This window comes from Paenibacillus amylolyticus (genome assembly GCF_047302515.1).
GTDB classification, from domain to species: Bacteria; Bacillota; Bacilli; order Paenibacillales; family Paenibacillaceae; genus Paenibacillus; species Paenibacillus amylolyticus_G.
This window is the reverse complement of sequence record NZ_CP168019.1, coordinates 6,810,382-6,834,889: the sequence shown is the minus strand read 5'-3', so window position 1 is coordinate 6,834,889 and position 24,508 is coordinate 6,810,382. Positions and strand designations below refer to the sequence as shown.

The 24,508-nt window shown below is 52.0% G+C and carries 7 protein-coding genes; 4 read left to right on the top strand and 3 right to left on the bottom strand.

Annotated features, from left to right (window positions below; genetic code table 11):
- Positions 1-62 precede the first annotated feature (62 nt).
- Positions 63-1,031 (top strand): helix-turn-helix transcriptional regulator, encoded by a 969-nt coding sequence (locus tag ACDJ59_RS29860; protein ID WP_413407122.1) that lies wholly within the window; start codon positions 63-65, stop codon positions 1,029-1,031.
- Between the two features lie 37 nt (positions 1,032-1,068).
- Here the strand turns inward: ACDJ59_RS29860 and ACDJ59_RS29855 are convergent, their stop codons facing one another.
- Positions 1,069-2,250, bottom strand: a complete 1,182-nt coding sequence (locus ACDJ59_RS29855) for a CynX/NimT family MFS transporter (protein WP_413407121.1) — start codon at positions 2,248-2,250, stop codon at positions 1,069-1,071.
- A 169-nt stretch (positions 2,251-2,419) separates the two neighbouring features.
- On the opposite strand from ACDJ59_RS29855, the gene ACDJ59_RS29850 reads away from it, so the two are divergent.
- Complete coding sequence (locus tag ACDJ59_RS29850; protein ID WP_413407120.1) at positions 2,420-3,301, top strand: LysR family transcriptional regulator; 882 nt, start codon at positions 2,420-2,422, stop codon at positions 3,299-3,301.
- 21 nt (positions 3,302-3,322) lie between these two features.
- Positions 3,323-3,997 (top strand): VOC family protein, encoded by a 675-nt coding sequence (locus ACDJ59_RS29845; protein ID WP_413407119.1) that lies wholly within the window; start codon positions 3,323-3,325, stop codon positions 3,995-3,997.
- A 49-nt stretch (positions 3,998-4,046) separates the two neighbouring features.
- On the opposite strand, the gene ACDJ59_RS29840 is transcribed toward ACDJ59_RS29845, so the two are convergent.
- The gene (locus tag ACDJ59_RS29840; RefSeq protein ID WP_413407118.1) at positions 4,047-4,412 is read right to left on the bottom strand and encodes a MerR family transcriptional regulator; all 366 of its coding nucleotides are present in this window, start codon (positions 4,410-4,412) and stop codon (positions 4,047-4,049) included.
- Positions 4,413-4,541: 129 nt separating this feature from the next.
- Between ACDJ59_RS29840 and ACDJ59_RS29835 the strand changes: the two genes are divergently transcribed.
- Positions 4,542-5,192, top strand: coding sequence for a nitroreductase family protein (locus ACDJ59_RS29835; protein WP_413407117.1), 651 nt, complete (start codon positions 4,542-4,544; stop codon positions 5,190-5,192).
- A gap of 364 nt (positions 5,193-5,556) precedes the next feature.
- On the opposite strand, the gene ACDJ59_RS29830 is transcribed toward ACDJ59_RS29835, so the two are convergent.
- Positions 5,557-24,450, bottom strand: a complete 18,894-nt coding sequence (locus tag ACDJ59_RS29830) for a non-ribosomal peptide synthase/polyketide synthase (RefSeq protein ID WP_413407116.1) — start codon at positions 24,448-24,450, stop codon at positions 5,557-5,559.
- Between the last annotated feature and the right edge of the window lie 58 nt (positions 24,451-24,508).

The following is a 24,508-nucleotide window of genomic DNA, read 5'->3' as shown; positions in this document are numbered from 1 at the left end:
ATTACACTTATCACTATAACAACGAAAGGTGCCAATCCATGGCACCATTAAGAGGGTTTAATATGAAAAAATCAGAACGTATGAACCAGATGCTACGCTTTATTAATCAAAAACAACAGTTCACCCTGCAAGATCTCATGCAGGAGTTCCAGATCTCCAAACGAACCGCGTTAAGAGATATTGCTTCATTGGAAGAGTTAGGTGCGCCCATCTATGTCGAATATGGACGCTACGGCGGATATCGACTGCTGCAACAGATGCAGCTGCCTCCCATTTCGTTTAATACGGGGGAGCTTCATGCCCTTTATTTTGCGATGCAGGCTCTCCGCAGCTTCTCCAGCTTACCCTTTCAAGTCTCTTTCCGTACCATTCATGAGAAATTTATGAGCGCGTTATCCGACAAGCAACGACAGGATATTGAGAACATCCAACACCGGGTTTACTTCCAACATACCGAGCAGATCCGCGACAGTGCACATTTGGAGTTTCTGTTGATGGCTGCTGTTCAGAATATAGTGATCCAGATTACGTATGCTAATCAGCGTAGATCCTCTGATCAAAGGTCATCTTCTGCAAACACCAATATCCGCACCATTCAACCCATCGCGCTCTATGCCAGGAAAGGCTATTGGTATTGTCAGGCCTATGATCTGCATAAACAAGCTTATCGTGTATTCCGCTGCGACCGCATCATTTCAGCCGAAACAACGGAGATTGAACCTTTAACTCATGTAAAGGAACTCTATTCACAGGATGCCCAATCTCTATGGAAACCATCGGAACAAGCAATTCCATTCAAATGCCTGATGGACGAAGCCGGGATTGAGCTATTCCAGCAAGAACATTTCCCATCTATGCAGATCATCGAGAAGATGGGACACATGTATCTTGTTGGTTCGTATGAACCTCACGAGCTTGATTTCATAGTGAGATATCTTGCAGGCTATGGTAAATCGATTAAGATTATGGAGCCCGTCATCTTACAGAAAGCATTAAGGCAGTACTATCTGGACTTGTTGGATCATGTATAAAGATCATATTTCTATATCCATTTACTTTACATGCCTTTTAGCTCTGCTCCTGGCTAACTTTTAAACTTTTTTTATTGCCAATAGCAACTTGAACGATAATCTGCAACACGATGATGATAGCCAAACCATAAAATGCTTGCACAAAGCTGCCTGTTAGATCGCGGAGCCAACCAATCGCCAGCGGTCCAAGTGCTCCAAGAATGTAGCCACCAGATTGAGTCATAGCGGACCAGCTACTCGCTTCCTGAGCATTGTTTGTCTCATCAATCGGCAACATAAGTGCAATCGGGAACAGTCCACCTGCACCAATACCGAGCGGAATCGCCGCGAGCCACGGACTGACAGAGAGATTCAGCATCAGGACACCTATTAACTCCAACATCGCACATCCAACAAGCCAGAAGACACGTCTTTGGTAACGGTGTACAAGCATGGGAATGAATAACGTTGAGGGCAGTGATATCAATGTAAATAACGTTTGGATGTTGCCAGCAGTCTCTTGGCTATATCCATGGCTCTGAATGGCTGGCGCAAGCCAGGCGGTTAATGAATAAAAGATCGCGGCCATCAGTCCAAAGAACAGTGTCAGCACCCATGCACGCCTGTTCTTCACCGGAAGTGGTGCATGGACTACAGCCGAAGTTTGTCCGGATTGCCGCTCTGTACGCGCAGACCAAGCTAATTTTAACCAGATCGGCAATGCAATGGCTGCGAGTAATGCCCATGTAGCCAAAGAACCTCTCCAAGATCCACCCAGCGTATGCTGGAGCGGAACCGATAACCCCACACTAATGCTGGCCCCCATCACCATTGCTGTAGAGTAGATGCCGACCATGGCTGCCACTCGGTTAGGGAAATACTGCTTAATGAAGCTGGACAACAGCGGCCCTGCCAATGCAATCCCTACACCTGACAGAAAAGAAGTGAACATCATCAACGGAGTTGCGCCTACGAACAATCGTAATCCCGTACCTATCCCAATAAGGATTAAAGCCAGCACAATGCCACCTTCGTTCCCCCACCTTCTACTTAGTCTTACAGAGAATGGAGCGAATATGCCCATACATAATACCGGTAGTGTAGTTAACAGACTGGCGGTCATGCCGCTCAAACCCAGATCATTCTGTATGGTACTCATCAGAGGAGAAATGGAAGTAATCGGTGGTCTTAAGTTCAGTGAAGCCAGAATAAGCGCCAATACAATATAAAAAAATTTCATTATGGATCACCTCATGGTAGTAGTCTCGTTGCCTTCACCAAAGATCCTATTCTTTAATGACAAGATCTTCGGGTGGTGCACAAATTAAGTATAGGATCATTATAATGATTGAACAATACTATTATTTCTATTAAAATGATTACTAAAACCAATGATCAGAGGTGAATTCATGGAGATTCGTCAAATGGAAAACTTTATTACAGTGTGTGAGGAGCTTCATTTTACACGGGCAGCTGAGAAACTTGGCATATCTCAACCTACGTTGAGTCAACAAATACGTGGGTTGGAAGATGAACTTGGTGTTCCTTTGTTTGACCGCGTCGGTAAAAAGATTGTGATGACCCAGGCAGGCACTCTGTTTCTGGAGCACTGTGTACAGATGATCCGGCATTTACAGAATACCCAGGATGCGCTAGCTGAATTCCGGAATGATCAGCGGGGACGATTGGTTATAGGTGTTCTTCCGTCGGATTTGGATTACCGTATCACTCCGCTGCTCGTTGATTTTCATGCCCGATTCCCCAAAGTGCAATTGAAGGTTATCTCTTCGATCTATGTCGTGAATCAAGTGTTGGAAAATGAAGTCGACATTGGCATCGAGATCACGTCTGCCCCTGATAGGCGGCTTGTACGCATTCCTTTGTGCAGTGAAGAATATGTACTGGTCGTATCCGAGAATCATGATTGGGCTGAACGAAGCTCAATTGAAATTCAGGAGCTACGTGATATCCAAACGGTGATGTTCCCCGAAGGATTCACAGGAAGAGAATTGGTCGACGGCTATTGCCGTAAATACGGCTTCACCCTAAATACCATCATGGAGACCAGTTCTGCAACCTCCATCATTAGCCTGGTCAAAGCCAACGTCGGAGGAACACTGCTGCCTTATCCTCTGATCAAAGCCATGAATGAGCCCACGCTACGTTGCATCGAAATTACAGACGATCCGCCATACCGGCACTTTGAAATCATCCATCGGTCCGACCGTTACCTGACGCAATCGGCCAAGGCATTTATTGAGAAAACAATCGAGTATTTCAATCAAAGGTGAGATTAAAAGGAGGATTTTGAAATGATAATAAGAGAAATTGGTTTGTTGACACATCAAATTGAGGCCATAAAGGAGTTTTACGGTACACTACTGGAACTTGAGCTTGTGGAGGATAATGCAATATGTGTTTCATTCCGCGCGGGGAACTCGCTCCTATCTTTCAAGAAGGCGCCAGAACAAGAGAAGCCCTACTATCATGTAGCATTTACGATTCCAACAAATAAACTTGCTGATGCAAAAAGGTGGGCTCAAGACCGCAACATTCCATTGCTCTCCAAAGATGGACAGGATGAATTTTATTTCCCCTACTGGGATGCAACAGCCTTCTATTTTTATGATCCAAGCGGCAACTTGATGGAATTTATCGCTCACCATTCACTCGATAATGCAGTTGATGAAGCTTTCGAAGCGAAGCATCTGTTATGTATTAGTGAAATCGGTCTGCCTGTCGATGATGTTCCTGAGACAATGAACACATTTAATGAGCATTATCAACTTGAACCATTTGCCGGAGACGGAAAACAATTCTCCCCCACGGGTGATGCAGAAGGCATGTTTATTGTCATTGATATACAGATGCCCTGGTTCCCAGACGGACGTATGCCTGGTGTATTTGTTACAGAGGTGAAGGTGGAAACTGGGCAGCCCGGTAATCTGCGTATACAGGACGATATGTACTCGATTGAATCGATATGATGTAAGAACGTACTGAATGAAAACCTTAAGAGGGACTTCGACTTCCGGCTTAATACTTACCAAAACCATCCTCACACGTGATATCCGATTTAAGAATTTCGTACAGATTTTGTTTGGAATTCTCTAATTTATTTTGTATTTCTTCAATTTCTGATATTTTCGCTTGGATAACGCTTGCTTGATCGTTACTTGAAAACCCATGTTTAGAGATCATAGATTGGATCTCATGGATCGTAAAACCAACAGCTAAACATTGTTTGACCACTTCCAGATGCTGAATAATGCTCTGCGCATATATTCGATAGTTATTATGATCTCTCAGCATATGTTCATCCGGGATAATACCTATTTTCTCGTAGTAACGAATCGTGGATATCGGAAGGTTTACATGGTTCGCTACTTCACTAATCTTCATATGTATTTCCCCCGTTTCTTCTTCTTGCTATAAAGTATACTTCATAGTTTACAATCCTCATAGTGAGACAGATGGAGATATAATTTATACCCTACTCTCACCAATATAGATATGAGGAGAGATTTCAATATGAACACAATTACCGGTCAATTCAACAAAACAAATGATTTTGATAACATCGTTTTGGAGCGCCATTCCGTTAAAGCCTACGACCCTGAAATGAAGATCAGCCGCGAGGAGATGACCGAAATACTGGCGAAAGCTTCACGTGCCCCTTCGGCCATTAACATGCAACCTTGGCGTTTTCTTGTTATCGACAGTGCTGAAGGCAAAGAGAAGCTTGCACCACTGGCCTCTTTTAACCAGACACAGGCACTAACGTCTTCCGCTGTCATTGCCGTGTTTTACGATGCCAACAACGTTGAATACATGGAAGAGATTTTCAGCAAATCAGTGGAACTTGGGTACATGCCCCAAGACATCATGGATATGCAGATGCAGCAGGTAAAACCTTATTATGCGAACATAAACGCATCCGAATTGCGTGACATGAACCTCATTGACTCAGGCCTCATATCCATGCAACTCATGCTCGTTGCCCGTGCCCATGGTTATGATACCAACCCTATGGCTGGTTATGACAAAGGTCAGATCGCCGAAGCGTTCGGCCTGGATAAAGAACGGTTCCAGCCCGTGATGTTGATCTCCATAGGTAAAGCAGCCAAAGATGGCTATCCTTCCTATCGTCTCCCGGTTGAAACGATTACAACTTGGGTATAATCAACAGCTACTCTCAAGACTAAAATGACTATGGATGATGCTATAGTAAATACTAAGTCTGAAAAATAGATGAAAATCACTGTGCATCCCATAATACCAGAGTACTCATCCTATATCAGTTAAAGGCTTTCATTATAATAGCCTCATACTGATTTGGACATAGGAACATTAATTATACGTTCATAAACAGAGGGTCCTGATGACAACTGTCATCAGGACCCTCTGTTACATAACTTAAATACTTTTGTCAGGTGATAAAAAAGTCGTGAAACCACCACAAATTTTCATTACCACTTCCTCAATATACCGAATCTCGCATATAACGTGCTTAAATGATCTATTTTCACACAAGCCGGGTAAAGGATTAGAAAATAATATCAATAGCCTCTAGCTCATCTTGCTCCTGTTCGGATTGCCCGTTCAGGGAAATATCCTTGAGCAGCACCGAAGGCTGTTCGCCAATTTGGGTGATGATCTCGAGCAGGTCCTGAGCGAAATTGTCGATCAGATTGCGCGTAAACAACTTCGTCGCATATTCAAACTGCCCGTTCATTCCCTCATCCAGCAACGAAATGACCAAGGTAAGGTCAAATTGGGAAACCGCATGCGTTTCCGGATAAGATTCGATCTGGATATCCCCGAAGTTTTGAACGTTATCTTCCTTCGTTTCCAGCGCAAACATGACATCAAATACAGGATTGCGGCTTTGATCTCGCGGCACCTGCAGCTTTTTCACAAGCTCTTCAAACGGATAATCCTGGTGGTCGTAGGCCCCCAGCATCGTTTCTTTGACTTCGTTCAAGTAAGCAAGGAACGTCTTCTCCCCGGATGGATAGTGACGAATCGCCAACGTGTTGACAAACATTCCGATGAGCGGCTCCAGGTCGGCATGTGTGCGGCCTGAAACCGGTGTGCCTACAATGAAGTCTTCTTGTCCCGAGTACTTGCTGAGCAGGATTGAATAGGCCGCCGATAACACCATATATAGGGTAGCACCGTTCTCATCGGCAATGCGCTGCAAGTTGTCAGTCATCTGCTTGTCGATACTGAAAGGCAGCACATCTCCCTCAAAGCTGCGAGCGGCAGGTCTGACAAAGTCCGTAGGTAGCTCAAGCGTTGGCAGTTCACCTTCCAGCATGTCCAGCCAGTAGGCTTCCTGGCGTTTCAGCCGTTCTTTTACAGGTTCGGACTGCTGCCAAGTGGCAAATTCCTTGTATTGAATCCGAAGCGGTTCCAGCGTCTCACCGTTATATAGGCGTAGCAGCTCTTCGATAAAGATACCCATCGACATGCCATCCGTGACGATATGATGAATGTCCAGCATAAGCAGATGACGTTCCGCTTCCCATTCAACTAAGCCCACACGCAGCAGCGGCGGCCGCTCCAAATCAAAGACACGTACAAAGGCATCCGCAATGGTTTTCGTTTCACTTTCCGTCGCCTTTGTATACTCGACGGCAAACTCCAAGTCCGAATAAATCCGTTGTACCGGTTCGCCGTCGACCATTTCGAAGCCAGTTCGCAAAACTTCGTGACGAGCGATTAATTCTTGGAGCGCCGCCTCGAATTGATTCTGATCCAAGCGCCCGACAAGAACCGTCATGCCGGACATGTTGTAGCTAAGCTCGGCGCCTTCCATCTGCTGCTGGATGTACAGCCGCTTTTGCACAGAGGAAAGCGGATAATACTCCCTTTTATCCAGAACCGGAATGGAAAGGAATTCCTGCTGCTCCAATCGGCTAATCACTTCAGCCATTGCTTCAATAGTCGAGTACCGGAATACATCGCGCAGTGGCAGGTCCACGTGCAGCTCCTTGTGCACCTTGCTGACCAGCGTCGTCGCCCGCAGCGAGTGACCGCCGAGGTCGAAGAAGTTGTCCGTCACACCAATCGTAACTGACCCAAGCACGTCCTGCCAGATGGAGACCAGTTTCGTCTCCAGATCGGTGCGCGGCGCCACGTATTCGCGCCCTGCACTTGCTCCCTCTTCCGGCGCCGGCAGCGCTTTCCGGTCGATTTTCCCGTTTGGTGTCAGAGGTAAATGCTCCAGCTCCACGAAGTACGATGGGATCATGTAACCCGGCAGCTCGCTGGAGATCACTCGTTTCAGGTCAGCCGCCGTCAGTTCGATATCCGTTGTGTAGTAGGCGCACAGCGCCTTTTGCCCGTTCGCATCACTTCGAACCAGCACCACCGCTTCGCGTATACCTACCACCCGCAGCAGCTGCGACTCAATCTCACCCGTTTCGATTCGGTAACCCCGGATTTTCGCTTGATTGTCGATCCGTCCGATGAAATCCACGTTTCCGTCCTCCATCCACCGCGACAAATCTCCCGTGCGATACAACCGCTCACCCGCGATGAAAGGGCTGTCTACAAACTTCTCTTCCGTCAGCTCGGGGCGGTTCAAGTACCCACGTGCTACCCCAACGCCGCCGATGACCAGCTCGCCCAGCACACCGACGGGTACGGGATTCAGATGTGCATCCACGATGTAAAACTTCGCATTCAACCACGCTTTGCCAATCGGCACATGGCCTGTCTGCGGCAGTTTCGCCAATTCTTCGTCATAGAAACTGGAGTCGATTGCCGCTTCCGTCACACCATAGGCGTTAATGATGCGGAACGACGAGCCAATCCGCTCCTGCAAGGTACGGTAATCCGCTACACTGCAGCTGTCCGAGCTTGTGATCAACAGCTCCATACCGCTTAACTTTAGCCCCTGCTCATGCACGTATTCCATAAACGGCACGATCAGTGCTGGTGTTGATTCAAAGATCGTCACTTGCTCCTGCTCTATCCAGTGGTGCAGACGAGACGGATCAATCCGGTCGTCCTTCGGTACAATGACCATGGTGCCTCCGTTATACAACGTGCGTGCGATATCGCCCACGAAAACATCAAACGAGAAGCTTGCGAGTTGCAGCAGCCTTACCGGGAACTGATCCAACCGGTATTCCCGTCGGTAGCCCGCTGCCGTGTTCACCAGGCTGCGGTGCTCGATCATCACGCCTTTTGGCTTGCCCGTCGTTCCCGACGTGTAGATGACGTACGCCAGATCCTCCGGACGAGCTTCATGGAAGTTGTGCATACCGACAACATCAACATCATTTGGATGACTCACGCCACCACCGTTCATAGCCCCCGTTAGCTTGCCGTTAACTCGATCGGGAGCACTGTTGGAGCCTTGGCCAAAGTCCATTGGCACATTGCTTCGTTCCTCGCTGTATGACGTTTCGTCGTCGAGATACAGCACCGTCGCCAGTGCCAGTTCCTCTTCACCGAGCCAGGCTTCGGCACGCTCTCGCAGCGGCGTTTGTGTCAGGAGCACCTTCGCTCCGCTGTCTTCAAGCATAAACCGCACCCGGTCTCTTGGATAATCCGGGTCAAGCGGTACATACGCCCCTCCCGCTTTCCAGACGGCCATCACGGCCACCAGCAAATCGACCGAACGCTCGGCGAGAATGCCAACGATTGACTCCCGGCCGATGCCGCTTGTGCGTAGCGTGGCCGACAGGCGGTTCGCCCGCTCCTTCAGCTCCGCATACGTCAGCCGATCGTTTTCGTAAACGACAGCTTCAGCTTCCGGCGTGTGTTCCGCCTGTTCCTCGAACAGTCGATGGAACGCTGCCATAAGAGCCTCTTCCGGTTGCGCAGGGTTAAACGTGCTGACAATTTCTTCTTTTTCCGCTAGTGTCAAAATATCCAGCTCGGCAATAGTCGCCGACGGGTTGCAGAGAATGGATTCAAGCAACTGCAAGTAGTGGGCAGCCAACTTCTCCACTGTTTCGGTTTTATATAGAGCCGTGGCGTATTCAAACAGATATTCCAAGCCGTCCTCAATCTCCGTAACGTCCAAGCTGAGATCGAATTTGGAAACAATTTCATCGCTGGCATACGTCGACAAATGTAGTCCCGGAAGCTGAATTTCCACATTTTCTGTATTCTGCAAAGCAAACATCGTATCGAACAGTGGATGACGGCGTAGATCACGAGCCACGTTTACCTTATCCACCAGTTCCTCAAACGGATAATTCTGATGTTCAAAAGCACCCAGCGTTGTCTCCTTGATCTCCTTCAAGTAGTCAAGGAACGTTTTACCGGCAGCCGGGTAACTGCGGATGGCCAAAGTATTAACGAACATCCCGATCAGCGGTTGAACGTCGCTATGATTTCTGCCCGCAATCGGCGTACCTACCACCACGTCTTCCTGACCTGAATATTTATGCAGAAGCACGTTATATGCCGCAAGCAAAACCATGTATAGCGTTGCGCCGTTTTCAGCTGCAAGCCGTTTCAGACCTTCGCTTTTCTCAATATTCATAAACAATTGCAGCGTGCGGCCCTCATAGCTCTGCATAGCCGGGCGCGGATAGTCCGTCGGCATTTCCAGAACTGGCAGTTCTCCGCGGAACATGTCAATCCAGTAGGCTTCCTGCTTGGCAAGCTGCGTTTTCTGCTCGTCCGATTGCTGCCATACTGCATAATCTTTGTACTGAATGCGGAGTGGCTTGAGCGGCTCCCCGCTGTACAAGTGCACAAACTCTTCGATCAGTACGTCCATTGAAACGCCGTCCGATACGATATGATGTGTATCGAACATCAGGATGTGCCGGTCCGGCGCGAGTTCGGCAATGCCCACCCGCAGAAGTGGCGGCTTCGCTAGATCAAACGCACGAACAAATTGGCGCACCGTTTCTTCCGCCTGCTCCCCGCTGATCTGCACATATTCCACCTGGAAGGTGACTTCTTCGTAAATCCGCTGAACCGCTTCGCCCTCAACCATCTCAAAGCCGGTACGCAGCGTTTCATGACGAGCTACAAGCCCGCGGAATGCTTCTTCAAACTGCTGCCGGTTGAGCTGCCCTTCGAGCAGCATAGCTCCTGGTATGTTGTAGCTCAGCTCGCCTCCTTCCAGCTGGTTCAAGATATAGAGACGTTTCTGCGCAGAAGAGAGCGGATAATACTCGCTAGGTTCCGCAGCCGGAATAGCCATAAACGAGCCGATCTCCAAATGCTCCATAGCCACAGCCATTTCCTCAACTGTCGAGTAGCGGAATACGTCGCGAAGCGGGAATTGGGCGCCCAGCTCCTTATGCATTTTGCTGACAAGTGTTGTCGCCCGCAGGGAGTGTCCTCCGAGGTCGAAGAAGTTGTCCGTTACGCCTACCGCCTTCTCCCGAACAAGCACTTCCTGCCAAATGACGGCCAGTTTTGCCTCCAGTTCGGTGCGCGGTGCCACGTATTCGCGGCCTCCGCCTGCTCCCCCTTCCGGCGCTGGCAGCGCCTTCCGGTCAATTTTCCCATTTGGCGTTAGAGGCAATTGCTCCAGTTCGACGAAATACGACGGAATCATGTATCCCGGTAGCTCGCTGGAGATCGCCCGTTTCACATCTGCCGCCGTCAAGCCTTTTTCCACTGTATAGTAAGCGCACAACGCTTTCTGCCCTTCTTGATCTTCCCTGACAACAACGACCGCTTCCTTCACGCCACCTACACTCAGCAACTTTGCTTCGACTTCGCCCGTCTCGATCCGGTAGCCCCGGATTTTTGCCTGGTTATCGATCCGCCCGATGAAGTCCACGTTGCCGTCCTCCATCCACCGCGCCAAGTCTCCTGTGCGATACAGTCGCTCACCAGCGGTGAAAGGACTGTCTACAAACTTCTCATCCGTCAGCTCTGGACGGTTCAAGTACCCGCGCGCCACACTGACTCCGCCGATAACCAATTCGCCCAGCACGCCGACTGGCACCGGGTTCAGATGTGCATCCACGATGTAAAACTTCGCATTCAACCACGCTTTGCCAATCGGGACATGGCCTGTCTGCGGCAGTTTCGCCAACTGCTCGTCATAGAAACTGGAGTCAATTGCCGCTTCCGTCACGCCGTAGGCGTTGATGATGCGGAACAACGAGCCAAACCGTTCCTGTAAGGTCCGGTAATCTGCCACACTGCAGCTGTCCGAGCTTGTAATCAACAGCTCCATACTGCTTAACTCTAGCCCCTGCTCATGCACGTATTCCATAAACGGCACGATCAGTGCCGGCGTTGATTCAAAGATCGACACTCGCTCCCGCTCTATCCAGTAGTGCAGACGAGACGGATCAATCCGATCGTCCTTCGGTACAATGACCATCGTGCCGCCGTTGTACAACGTCCGCGCGATATCGCCCACGAATACGTCAAACGAGAAGCTGGCGAGCTGCAACAGCCTTACCGGGAACTGATCCAACCGGTATTCCCGCCGGTAACCCGCCGCCGTGTTCACTAGACTGCGGTGCTCAATCATCACACCTTTTGGCTTGCCCGTCGTTCCGGACGTGTAGATGACATACGCCAAGTCCTCAGGACGGGCTTCATGGAAGCTGCCCATACCGACAACATCAACATCATTTGGGTGACTCTCATTAAGGTCGTTCACAGCACCCGTCAGCTCGCCGGAGACCAGACCTGAAACCATGCTGGAGCCGTGGCCGAAGTCCATTGGTGCATTCGCTCGATCTTCGCTGTATGACGTTTCGTCATCGAGATACAGCACCGTCTCCAGTGCTAGTTCCTCTTCGCCGAGCCAGGATTCGGCACGCTCTCGCAGCAGCGTTTGTGTCAGCAGTACCTTCGCTCCGCTGTCTTCCAGCATGAACCGCACGCGGTCCGCCGGATAATCCGGGTCAAGCGGTACATACGCCCCTCCCGCTTTCCAGACGGCCATCACGGCCACCAGCAAATCGACCGAACGCTCGGCGAGAATGCCAACGATCGTCTCCCTACCGATGCCGCTTGCACGCAGTGTTGCCGACAGGCGGTTCGCCCGCTCGTTCAGCTCCGCATACGTCAGCCGATCGTTCTCGTATACGACGGCTTCCGCTTCCGGCGTGTGTTCCGCCTGTTCCTCGAACAGGCGATGGAAGGCGGCAACAGGAGCCACTTCCGGCTGCACCGGATTAAACACGCCTACAATTTCTTCTTTTTCCGCCGCCGTCAAAAGCTCTAACTCATGTACACGAACATTCGGATTAGCCGCAACCTGCTCCAATGCACGGGCAAAATGACCGTGGATCTGCCTGATGTCATGCTCTCTGAATGTCAGTGCATTGTACGTAAACCGCAGCAAAATATGCTCTTCCGGAATGACGGTAATGTCCAGGTCGTAGTTCGTTTGTTCCGGCGATTGGATATTAGCGATTTTCAGCGCTTCTTGTCCGCCGCCGACAACCTGCTCAATCTGTTCTTCCATCGGATAATTTTCAAAGACCATAATATGGTTGATCAAGTCACGCTTTTGCTCGCTCAGCGACTGAATTTCGAACAGCGGGAATGTTTCGTAAGCTCCCGATGCCAGCGCTTGATCCTGGGTTTTTCTCAAAATATCGGCTACCGTCTCCTCGGCTTTACCTTGAATACGGACCGGGATCGTATTAATAAACAGGCCAATCATGCTTTCAATGCCCGGAATTTCCGCCGGACGGCCGGATACAACGGAACCGAATACAACATCCTCGCTGTTGTTGTATATCTGTAAGACCAGTCCCCATACAGTCTGCATAAATGTGTTGAGTGTCACCTGCTGCTGGCGTGCCACACGCTCAATCTGCCCAGTCAGTCCTTTGCTGAGTTCCACATCGATCTCAGCCATTTCAAAAGCATGCCGTTTCAGCTGCGTTCTCTCCTGCGGCAGCTTGGTCTGCTGATCGTAACCCGCCAAATACTCAGACCAGTAACCCGAAGCTTTCGCTACATCTTGAGCTTCCAGCCATTCGATATACCGAGAGTACGAGGTAACCGGAGGAAGCTCCAGCGTCCGTTGCTCCTGGAACGCGAAGTAGGTGTCGAACACTTCCTTGATCATTAAGGACATGCACCAGCCGTCCAACAAAATGTGATGGTGACTCCAGATCACTTGGTAGGACTCGTCGCCCGTACGCAAAACTGTAACGCGCATCAGAGAGCCTTGGGCCAAATCGAACTTGTTCGCTTTATCCGCGCTGACAAAATCGGCTATCGTCTTCTCCGGGTGTTCATCTCTTGCCGAGCGAATATCTTCAAAGTACACTTCACACTTCCGCTCGCGGAATACCACTTGAATCGGCTCGTCTCTCCAGCCGGTAATAAAATTGGTCCGCAGCGCCTCATTTCGCTGTACCAGCGTATCCAATCCGCGAGTGAAGGCTTCCACATTCAGGCTTCCAGACAGATCGAAGGTCACCTGTTCGAAGTAGGCTTCCGAATCGGCATCCAGCAAGCTGTGGAACAACATCCCTTTTTGCAGCGGAGTCAGGGTGTATACATTCTCCAGTTCGCCGAGTGCCGTCGTATGTTCTGACAGCCGCTCCAGTTCCTCCACCGTCACATCTTGAAGCAGTACGTCACTAGGCGTAAGCTCCGGCCGCTCTTTCGATACGCAATGGCTGATGACTTCACGCAAACTCGATTGAAACAGGGTGCCCAGGCGCTCAACCGTCTCCCGTTGATACTGGGTTTCCCCATAACGGATCGTAAGTTCCAACACGCCTTCCGATACCATACCGTTGATATCGAGGACATAATTCATCACAGCATTCGGGCTTGAATCGGAGCCCGGACTGAACGGAGACGGCTGCGAGCCGCTGCTTTCGTAATCCTGGTCGAACTGACCCAGATAGTTAAAACTGATCTCCGGCTCTAAAGCAAAGCGCTCGCCGTCATGCGGCGCCGACAAATAACGCAGGATGCCGTAGCCGATTCCTTTGTTCGGAATGCGGCGCAAGCTTTCTTTCACCTGTTTCACCTGATGACCGAGCGCCTGGACGTGACCCGGCTCCAGAACGACAGGGAATTGGCTTGTAAACCAGCCTACCGTCCGCGTAATGTCCACATCCGGCAAAAGTTCTTCCCGACCGTGGCCTTCGAGATTCACCAGCACGCGTTCCCGACCGCTCCAAGCTTGTATCGCGAGGCCAAGCGCGGCAAGTAGCAAATCGTTCATTTCCGTATGGTAAGCACGGTGTGCCTGCTTCAGCAGCTGTTCGGTTTCCTCCGCCGTCCAGCGGACGGTCACGAGCCTGCTGTCCTTCAGCTTGGATGTGCCTTGTTCAAAATCTTTCGGAAGCGGCTCATAGGTCAATTGCTCGATATGCTGCCAATACGCTCTCTCGCTTTCCATCGCCGGACCGTTCGCATAATCAGCGAGCTGTTTCGCCCACGTTTGGAATGAGTCCGTTTTGAGCGGCAGACGGATCAGCTTCCCTTGCAGCGCCTGCTCATAGCCGGCAGCAAAATCCTCAAGCAGAATCCGCCAGGATACGCCGTCTACGACCAAGTGGTGGATCGCGATCAGCAGATGATCTCCATCTGCACAGCGGAACAAGCCGAGCTTCAGCAAAGGCCCTGCCTGCAGGTCAATGCTGCGCTGAAGCTCGTTCGCCTTGGATTCGATCGCCTGCGCGCAGTCCGTCATTCCACGGAAATCGATCACTTCCAGGCTGTAGAGCTCGCCATCGCTTTCCGCGATGCCCCGGTTCCATGCCGCATACCCGCTCTCGGTCCGGCTGAAGACGAGGCGCAGCGCATCGTGATGCTCGGCCAGCTTCCGCACAGCCTGACGAAGCGCCGCTTCGTCATAGCCTTCCTCCCGGTACAGCATCACCGCCTGGTTAAAGTGGTGCAGCTCGGCGAACGACTGTTCGAAGAACCAGCGCTGAATCGGCGTCAGCCCCGTCTCTCCCGTAGCTGCCCCCTGATCGGCGCGTCTTAAGACCGACTGGAGATACGGGCTTAATTCCGCTACGGTCGGATATTTGAACAAATGCTTAATTTCCAGCTTGTACCCGGCCTGATGTAGCCTGGACGACACCTGGATCGATTTAATTGAATCCCCGCCGAGCTCGAAGAAATTGTCCATCACGCCGATCGGACGACCCGTTCCCAGCACCTTTTGCCACACCGCAACCAACGTATGCTCCGCCGCCGTCCGGGGCGCCACGTATTCCGTTCCAACGAGCATACTGCTTTCCGGTGCGGGCAGCGCCTTGCGGTCAAGCTTCCCGCTGTGTGTGAGGGGCATCCGCTCCAGCTGCACGAAGTAGGACGGAATCATGTACGCAGGCAGATCCTCCGCCAGCGCGCTTCGCAGCTCGCTCGCCGCAAGCGGCTTGTCCGCCACGAAGTACGCGCAGAGCTGCTTCTGACCGGCTTCGTCCTCTCTGGCGATGACAACCCCCTCTTGGACGGACGCCGCTTTCAGGACCTGCGCCTCCACCTCGCCGAGTTCGATCCGGTACCCACGGATTTTCACCTGATGGTCGATCCGGCCCATATACTCGATGTTGCCGTCCGGCAGCCATCTGGCCAGATCGCCCGTCCGGTACATCCGCCCGCCCGGCGCAAACGGACACTCTACGAATTTCTCCGCGGTCAGCTCGGGACGGTTCAAGTAGCCTCTAGCCAGGCCTTCGCCCGCGATGCACAGCTCGCCCGGCACGCCGACCGGTTGCAGCGCTGTCGTCCCTTCCTTGACAATATGCAGCCGGATGTTCGAGATCGGCTTGCCGATCGGCACCGATACATACGCCTCTTCCGGTCCGCAATTGTAGTACGAGACATCAACCGTCGCTTCCGTAGGCCCATAAAGGTTGATCAGCTGCGCTTGATTCACGGATGACGAAATCCACTGCCAGAACCGGCTCACATGCGATGTCGCCAGCGCTTCCCCACTTGCAAACACCCGTTTCAGCGAAGACAGCTTGTTATCCAGATCTTCACTCGGCTGACGCTCGACATATTCGAGGAAGGCGTGCAGCATCGACGGCACAAAGTGCATCGTGGTGACGGCTTGCCGTTCGATCGTGTCCAGAATCGTCTCGGGATTCTTCTCTCCGCCCGGCGGCAGCAAGCAAACTTTGGCCCCCGTCCAAGCCCACCAAAACAGCTCCCACACGGAAACGTCGAAGGTGATCGCCGTCTTTTGAAGAATCGTATCCCTGGAGTCGATCGGGTATGCATTCTGCATCCACAGTAGCCGGTTGATCACCGGACGATGCTCCACCATGACGCCTTTGGGCTTGCCTGTCGAGCCCGATGTGTAAATGACGTAGGCCAAGTGCTCCGGTCCGCTCGCCGGCTCCAGGTTCGAGCCGTCTTCATCATACGCGGATGGATCGTTCAGATCGACGAGCGATAGACCGCCAAGTGGCTCTGTCCCGGCAAATGACGCGCTTTCCCGCAAATGGCTCTGAATCAGCAGCAGCCTAGCGCACGAATCTTCGAGCATGTAGCGGATGCGCTCCAGCGGGAATTGCGGGTCGATCGGCACGTAGGCGCCCCCGGCCTTCAAGATCGCATAGATGCCCACGATCATCTCCAGCGAGCGCTCGGCCATGATCGCGATCGGCTGATCGGCCTGCGCGCCAGAGGCACGCAAGGATCTCGCCAGCCGGTTCGCCCGCTCGTTCAACTCCCGGTAAGTCAGGCTGCTGTCCTCATAGACAACGGCCACCTGCTCCGGCGTTCGCTCTGCTTGCTCCTCGAACAGCTCGTGGATCGTTCTCTCTCTCCACGACTCATCCGCTTCCAAGCCTGGACCCTCTGAGGCGGATTGCTTCGCCAGAGTCGAAGACGACACGGCAAACCCGACCAGCAAATCATGCTTTTCGCTATCCTTCAAGATATTCAAATCCGAGATCCTCGCACCCGGCTGAGCCAGGATCGATGCCAAAAGCTGCTCGTAATGACCCGCCAGCCGTACCATCGTTTCCTGTCTAAACAACGAGGTAGCGTACTCGATCTTGCAAACCAGCTCGTTACCCTCTTCCACGATATCCAGGCTAAGATCAAACTTTGCTCTCTTTTCCTCGATGTCAAACAGCGACCATTGCAAGCCTTCCAGGGCTAAATCCAGGCTTTCGTGCTTTTGCAAAGAAAACATGGTGTCAAACAGCGGATTCCGGCTTAAATTCCGGCTCACCTGAAGAGCTTCTACCAGCTCCTCGAACGGATAGTCCTGGTGCTCGTAGGCTCCAAGCGTCGTTTCCTTCACATCCTGCAAGTAATCCAGGAACGTCCGCTCTGCCGTCGGACCCAAGCGAAGGGCCAGCGTATTGACAAACATGCCGATAATCGGCTGCAGGTCGGCGTGAGAACGAGCGGCAATCGGAGTGCCGACTACGATATCTTCCTGTCCCGCGTATTTATGAAGCAATACGGAGTAAGCAGCCAGCAGAAGCATGTACAGCGTCGCCCCCGAATCTCCGGCAAGCCGTTTTAGAGCTTCGCTTTTCTCCGCATCCAGCGCAAACGTGAGCGTTTGACCGTCAAACTGCCGGACGGCTGGACGGGAGTAGTCAAGAGGCAGCTCAAGAACCGGAAGCTCGGAGCTGAATACCCCGCGCCAGTATTCCTCCTGCCGTTTGATACGCTGACATTGCTCGTCGGATTGCTGCCAAACGGCGTAATCCTTGTATTGGATCCGCAGCTCCGGCAATTCTTCCCCATTGTAAAGCCCCACAAATTCGTGTAGCAGCACGTCCATGGAAAGACCATCGGAACCAATATGATGCATATCCAGCGCAAGCAGGAATTTCTCTTTCTCAAGTATGATCAGCAGGGCGCGCAGCAAAGGCGGCTGGGTCAAGTCAAAAGGCTGAATGAAGCCTTCCAGAATGGCCGCGACCTGATCTTTGCTTGCTTGAAGCTTCTCGACCTTGAAATCTACGAGCGGATGAATACGCTGAACCGGCTCTCCATTCACGATTTCAAAACCGGTGCGCAGCATATCGTGCCGGGCCACCAAAGTAGTCAGCGCCTTTTCCACTTTGGCCTCGTTCAAATTCCCTTTCAATTGCAAGGCGCTCGGAATGTTGTAATTCAGCTCCGAGCTATCTAGCTGGTGCAGGACATACAGCCTTTTTTGCGCAGAGGAAACTGGATAATATGCTTTCTCTTCCGCTTTTGGAATGGAGCTGTGCTCTGATTCTTCCAAGCTGGCAATAGCCCCGGCCATCGATTCTACCGTCATATAGCGGAACACATCGCGCAGCGGAAGTTCAACGTTCATTTCCTTCCGAATCTTGCTGACAAGGTTTGTCGCCCGCAAGGAATGCCCCCCGAGCTCGAAGAAATTGTCCAGGACTCCAATGCCGGAGTAACCCAGCACTTCCTCCCAGATTTTCACAAGCTGGGACTCCGTAAGGTTACGCGGCGCTACGTATTCGACGCCCGTTTGCAAGCCGCCTTGCGGCTCCGGCAGTGCTTTGCGGTCCACTTTGCCGTTGGACGTCAGCGGCATGCGTTCCAGCTGCACGAAGTATGACGGGATCATGTATCCCGGCATTCCCTGGGCCAGCGAGGTTCTCATTTCGCTAACCGTCAGCGTCCGGTCCGCCACAAAGTAGGCAACAAGCGCCTTTTCGCCCCCGCTGTCCTGACGGGCGAGCACCACCGCTTCTTCCACGCCCTCCACGTTCAAAAGCTGCGTCTCAATTTCGTCCAGCTCGATCCGGTACCCGCGGATTTTGACCTGATGGTCGATCCGGCCGAGGTATTCAATGTTGCCGTCCGGCAGCCAGGCCGCCAAGTCGCCTGAGCGATACAGTTTTTCCCCCTCCGCAAACGGGGAATCAACGAACTTTTCCGCCGTCAAATCCGGGCGATTCAGGTATCCTCTCGCCAGGCCTTCTCCGGCTACGTACATTTCGCCTGCTACGCCGATCGGAACAGGACGACGGTTTTCATCCAGAACGTACACGCTCAGCGTTGGGATCGGCTTGCCGATATTACTCTTTGCCGCCTCCATTTCGATCCATGTAATTTCCTTATACGTCACGTGAACCGTCGTCTCGGTAATACCGTACATATTGATCAGCTTTGTCTCCGGGTACTTCGTCTTAAAACCCTTGAGCAACAGCGGGCTGAGTGCTTCGCCGCCAAAGATGACGTTGCGAATCCGCAGATTGTACGGATGGTCCGCTAAAACCTCACGCAGCAGTTGGTAGAAATATGTTGGCGTCTGGTTCAAAATCGTGACCCGTTCGCGGCTCAGCAGTGCCAGGAACTCGGCCGGATTTTTCGCCGTAAGCGGCGGTACGATAACCAGCTTTCCTCCATTCAGAAGTGCCCCGTACATCTCCCAGACGGAGAAATCGAAGCAGAACGAGTGGAATAACGTCCACGTGTCGGACGGCCCAAAGTCGAACAGGTTCTTGTCGTTGAACAAAAGGCGCACGACGTTTTTATGCTCAATCAACGTGCCTTTGGGTTTGCCGGTCGTTCCCGATGTGTAGATGACATAAGCCAAGTTACCCGGGCCAGAAATTGGTTCCAGATTCGAAGCGTCCAGTGCATCAGCGGAGTCCGCCCCTTTGTCGCCCCAAACGAAATCGTCCAATTCAAGGCGCGTTCCTGCGAAGTCGGTCTTCTCATGCAAATGCTTTTGAATCAGCAATAACGGTGCGCCCGAATCCTCAATCATGAAGCGGATGCGTTCCTCCGGGTAGTCGGGATCGACAGGCACGTAGGCTCCGCCCGCTTTGAGAATCGCCAGAATGCCGACGACCATATCAAGTGAACGTTCGGCAAGAATCGCTACCAACTGATCCGCTTCGACTCCTGTCTCCCGCAGCTTACGCGCAAGGCGGTTGGATCGCTCGTTCAGTTCGTGGTAGCTCAACTGCCGCTCATTCATGACGGCGGCCACGTTATCCGGGTAAAGCTTCGCCTGCTCTTCGAACAAGCCATGAATCGTCTGCTGCCGTGGGTAGTCTGCCTCCGAATCATTGAAACCGCGCACCAGTTCACGGATTTCCTGTTCGGTTAGCATTTCCAGCGAAGCAATATCCCCTTCCGGCGCTGTTGCGATAGTTTCGAGTAGCTTGTCATAATGTCTGGCGAACCGCTCAACGGTCTCCTGTTTATACAAAGCCGTAGCATACTCCAACCGGCATTCGAGCTGGCCATCCAGTTCCGAAATGTCCAGAAGCAACTCGAACTTGGACGTTCGGTTTTCCAACGGATAAAACGATTGCTCCAGCCCCTCGATGACAATTTGCTCATTCTCCGTATTTTGCAGGGAGAAGAACGTATCAAAGAGCGGATTCCGGCCGGTCGCGCGCGGAATGTGAAGACTTTCTACCAAATCTTCGAACAAATAATTTTGGTGTTCAAAAGCCCCGAGTGTGATTTCCTTCATTTCTTCCAGGTACTTAAGGTACGGCTTGGAACGCTCCGGATGGCTGCGAATGGCAAGCGTGTTGATAAACATACCTACGATTGGCTGCACTTCTTCCTGCGTTCTTCCGGCAATCGGCGTTCCCACGATCAGATCTTCCTGACCCGAATATTTATGCATAAGGATCGAGTAAGCAGACAACAGCACCATGTACAGGGTCGTGCCCGTCCGTGCGGCCAGTTCTTTCAGCTTTTCCGTCCGTTCTTTCCCAATATCAAACTTCACGGTCCGGCCGTCAAAACTTTGCACCGCAGGCCGCGGGAAGTCCGTCGGCAGTTCCAATACAGGCAGCTCGCCCGACAGCTGTTCCAGCCAGTACTCCTTCTGCGGCTGGATCAACTGCCCGTAGGCTTCGGAATGCTGCCAAATGGCATAATCTTTGTATTGAATACGCAACGGAGCCAGCTCCTCACCACGATACAGGCGGCTGAACTCGTCGAAAAGCAATGCTGTCGAGATGCCATCCGAGACGATGTGATGCATATCGAACAACAGGATGTGGCGATCCTCGGCGACTTCGATCAGGCCGATGCGAAGAAGTGGCGGCTTGGTCAGATCAAACGGGTGAAAGTATGCTTCCACCACTTGGTCCACTTCTCGCTCGCTCGCCTGGAAATAATCTACAGCAAACTCCACCTCGTCATAGATGCGCTGCACAAGCTCGCCTTGAACCTGCTCGATCCCGGTACGCAGCGTCTCATGGCGCTGAATCAACGCCCGAAACGCGTATTCTACGCGCGTGCGGTCCAACTTGCCTTCGAGAAGAAGCGCCGCCGACATATTGTAGCTACGCTCGGCCGCGTCAAGCTGGCGCAGGACGTACAGACGCTTTTGCTCGGATGAAACCGGATAGTACTCGGCCTCTGCTGCCTTTGTAATCTCATATGTTTCTTGCTGCTTTAAACCGCTAATCCTTTGGGCAAGCTGTTCGATCGTGGTGTAGCGGAAAACGTCCCGCAGCGGAACCTCGACTTGCAGCTCTTTTCGAATCTTGGAAACAAGCGCGGAGGCCCGCAAGGAATGACCACCCAGGTCAAAGAAATCGTCTTGGACTCCAACTCGCACAATACCCAGCACCTGCTGCCAAATAAGAGCAAGTCTTGTTTCCAGCGTTGTGCGAGGAGCCACATACTCAAGGCCGGCTTCTATCTCTCCGGTTGGTTCAGGCAGCGCTTTACGGTCAATCTTGCCATTCGGTGTGAGCGGAAGCTGATCAAGAGATACCAGTCGGGCCGGGACCATATGGGCCGGCAGCTCTTGCTTCAATTGGGACAGCAGATCGCTCAGCTGCAAGGAAACATCCCCCGCCACGTAACCGCACAAATACTTTTGCCCCTGCTCATCCGTACGGTCAGTCACCACAGCCTGCTTGACCCCCGGGAAACTGAGCAGGGCCGTTTCAATTTCGCCGAGTTCGATCCGGAACCCGCGAATTTTCACCTGATAGTCGATTCGACCGATGAAGTCAACGTTGCCGTCTTCCAGCCAGCGGGCCAAATCTCCTGTCCGATACAGACGTTCTCCAGGCACAAACGGGCTGTCTGCAAACTTCTCGGTGGTTAGGTCCGGACGGTTCCAATACCCGCGCGCCACACCGGCGCCGCCGATGACAAGCTCACCCGGAACCCCTACAGGAACCAGCTTTAACCCGGCATCGACAATGTAAAACCGGGCGTTCAGCCAGGCTTTGCCGATCGGCACATGGCCCAACGATGGCAGCTTGTCCAGCGGCTCATCGTAAAAACTGCTGTCAATGGCCGCTTCGGTAACGCCGTAGCTGTTGATGATGCGGAATTGTCCGCCGAATCTTTCCTGCAGCAATCGGTAATCGGTGACACTGCAAGCATCCGAGCTGGTAATCAGCAACTTCATGGAGCTGACGTCCAGCCCTTCTTCATAAATATGCTGCATGAACGGTAGGATGAGCGCAGGTGTCGATTCAAATACCGTAATGTTTTGGTCCCGAATCCAGCCGTATAAGCGGTTCGGATCAATCCGGTCATCCTTTGGCACAATTACCATCGTCCCTCCGTTATACAGCGTCCGCGCGATGTCTCCAACGAACACGTCAAACGAGAAGCTCGCCAGTTGCAGCAACCGCACCGGGAACTGATCCAACCGGTACTCGCGGCGGTACGCATCCGCCGTATTCATGAGACTATCATGCTCGATCATGACGCCTTTTGGGCGTCCCGTCGTACCGGAGGTGTAAATCACATAAGCCAAGTCTTGCGGAGCACTGTCAGCAGATTCAAATTCCACGGCTGAGGTATCCCCGTTATACATCTGTTCATCGTCCATCGCATAGACTGCTTGAAGCTTCAGCCGGTCATCGGCCAGCCAACCTCCGGCCCCCTCCAACAGATGACGCTGCGTAAGCAGCACCGATGCTTCGCTATCGCTGAGCATGTACTCAATCCGCTCCGCCGGATAATCGGGGTCCAGCGGTACATAAGCTCCGCCGGCTTTCCATACGGCGAGCACACCGACCAGCAATTCCACCGAACGCTCCGCCCAGATCCCCGTAATCGTCTCCCTTCCCACGCCCTGTTCACGAAGGAGCGCAGCCAGCCGCTCGGCGCGTTCGTTCAATTCGCCGTAAGTCAGCTTTTTGTCCATGTAAACAACTGCCGGGTGATCCGGAATGTCTCGGGCAAACTTTTCGACATACCGATGAAACGCTATTCCCTCGTTCAGTGCTGCCACCGGCGGGTTAAACACGTCCAGAATGCGGCGTCTCTCCTCATCGCTCAGTAGAGAAATCTCGCGTACCCGCAGTTCGGGAGTCTCAAGAAACTGGTCCAAAACGGTTACATACTGTTCTATAATGCTATCAATCTCGGTCGTCTCGAACAGGCCGGTACGATAGGAAGCATGGAGAATGACATGGCCTTCATTCAGCATATGGTCGAAGCGCAGAAGTAGATCGTCCATCTCGTGTCTAGCAAAGTGAGCCTCCAGACGTACCTTGATTTCTTCGTACTCCTCGATTTTCAAAGGCAGATATTCTAGAGACGTGCGGAACAACTCCGAAAGATCGTTGCGGCCGTGTTGTTCGCGTAGATCCTGGATCAATTGGTTATAAGGATATTTCTGATGCCGCAGATCCGCCGTATTTTCCTTGGAAACCGTCTGGATCAAGGTAAGCACGGACCCATCTGGATTCAGACCAATCCGCGTAGCCACGGTGCTGACGAACATACCGATCGTTTCTTTTTCCTTCTTGCTCGTGCGATTGGCGAAAACCGTGCCGACCGGAACATCGGTGCTGTCGGTCAGCTTGTACAATAAGACATACATGGCGGACAAAAATAACGTATATAAGCTGACCTGATATTGTTCGCTAAAAGCCAGAATGCGGTCATAGCGGGAACCATCCAAAATGATGGAACGTTTATTTGATTCGCTGCCAATCGAGAATGGCGGAACCGATTTAATGCCGCTCGTTTCAGGCAAAGTGTTGTACTTGGTCAGCCAATATTCCTTGCCTTTTTGATAACGCTGCGATTGCTCATATTCACGCTCAGTTGAAATATAATCCAGATAGGAAGGGGCCTGATAACTGTTGAAGATGCCTTTGCGCAGTTCCAGGTATTTTTCCATCACCGCATGCAGCAAAGCAGTGACGGACAAGCCGTCGGCAATGATATGATTTACCGTCAAATTGAGCCATACTTGGCCGTTCGCAAAATAGATCATCGTAAATTGGTAGAGGTGTTCGTCGAACACGCTGGCCGGTTTTTCGCTTACTTCTTTCACCCAAGCATAGAATTGTTCGGTTGTGCCTATTTCGAGGTGGCTTATCCTGGCTTGGACATTCTCTGGCTCTTCGAACCACTGCGTTGGATTTTGAAAATCCCCGCTAATGCGGATTCGGAAAGCGTCATAGGTTTTGACAATCTCTGCCGCCGCTTGCTCCAGCAGCTTGGTGTCGATCTCGCCCGTAATCTGGTAGGTCGCGGAAAGCATCGTGATGGATGTGCCCGGATTCATAATTTCCATGAACCATATCCGGCGCTGGGCTTGCGTTAATCCATATTGCTTGTTCGTATTCTCTCTCACATCGACACACTCCCGTATTAGAGATTGTTTGTAGATAGGCTTTGTAACTAGATATCAG

Coding starts and splice junctions, on each gene's coding strand:
- ACDJ59_RS29845 (WP_413407119.1), top strand. CDS start 3,323: ATGATAATAAGAGAAATTGGTTTGTTGACACATCAAATTGAGGCCATA.
- ACDJ59_RS29855 (WP_413407121.1), bottom strand. CDS start 2,250: ATGAAATTTTTTTATATTGTATTGGCGCTTATTCTGGCTTCACTGAAC.
- ACDJ59_RS29850 (WP_413407120.1), top strand. CDS start 2,420: ATGGAGATTCGTCAAATGGAAAACTTTATTACAGTGTGTGAGGAGCTT.
- ACDJ59_RS29860 (WP_413407122.1), top strand. CDS start 63: ATGAAAAAATCAGAACGTATGAACCAGATGCTACGCTTTATTAATCAA.
- ACDJ59_RS29835 (WP_413407117.1), top strand. CDS start 4,542: ATGAACACAATTACCGGTCAATTCAACAAAACAAATGATTTTGATAAC.
- ACDJ59_RS29840 (WP_413407118.1), bottom strand. CDS start 4,412: ATGAAGATTAGTGAAGTAGCGAACCATGTAAACCTTCCGATATCCACG.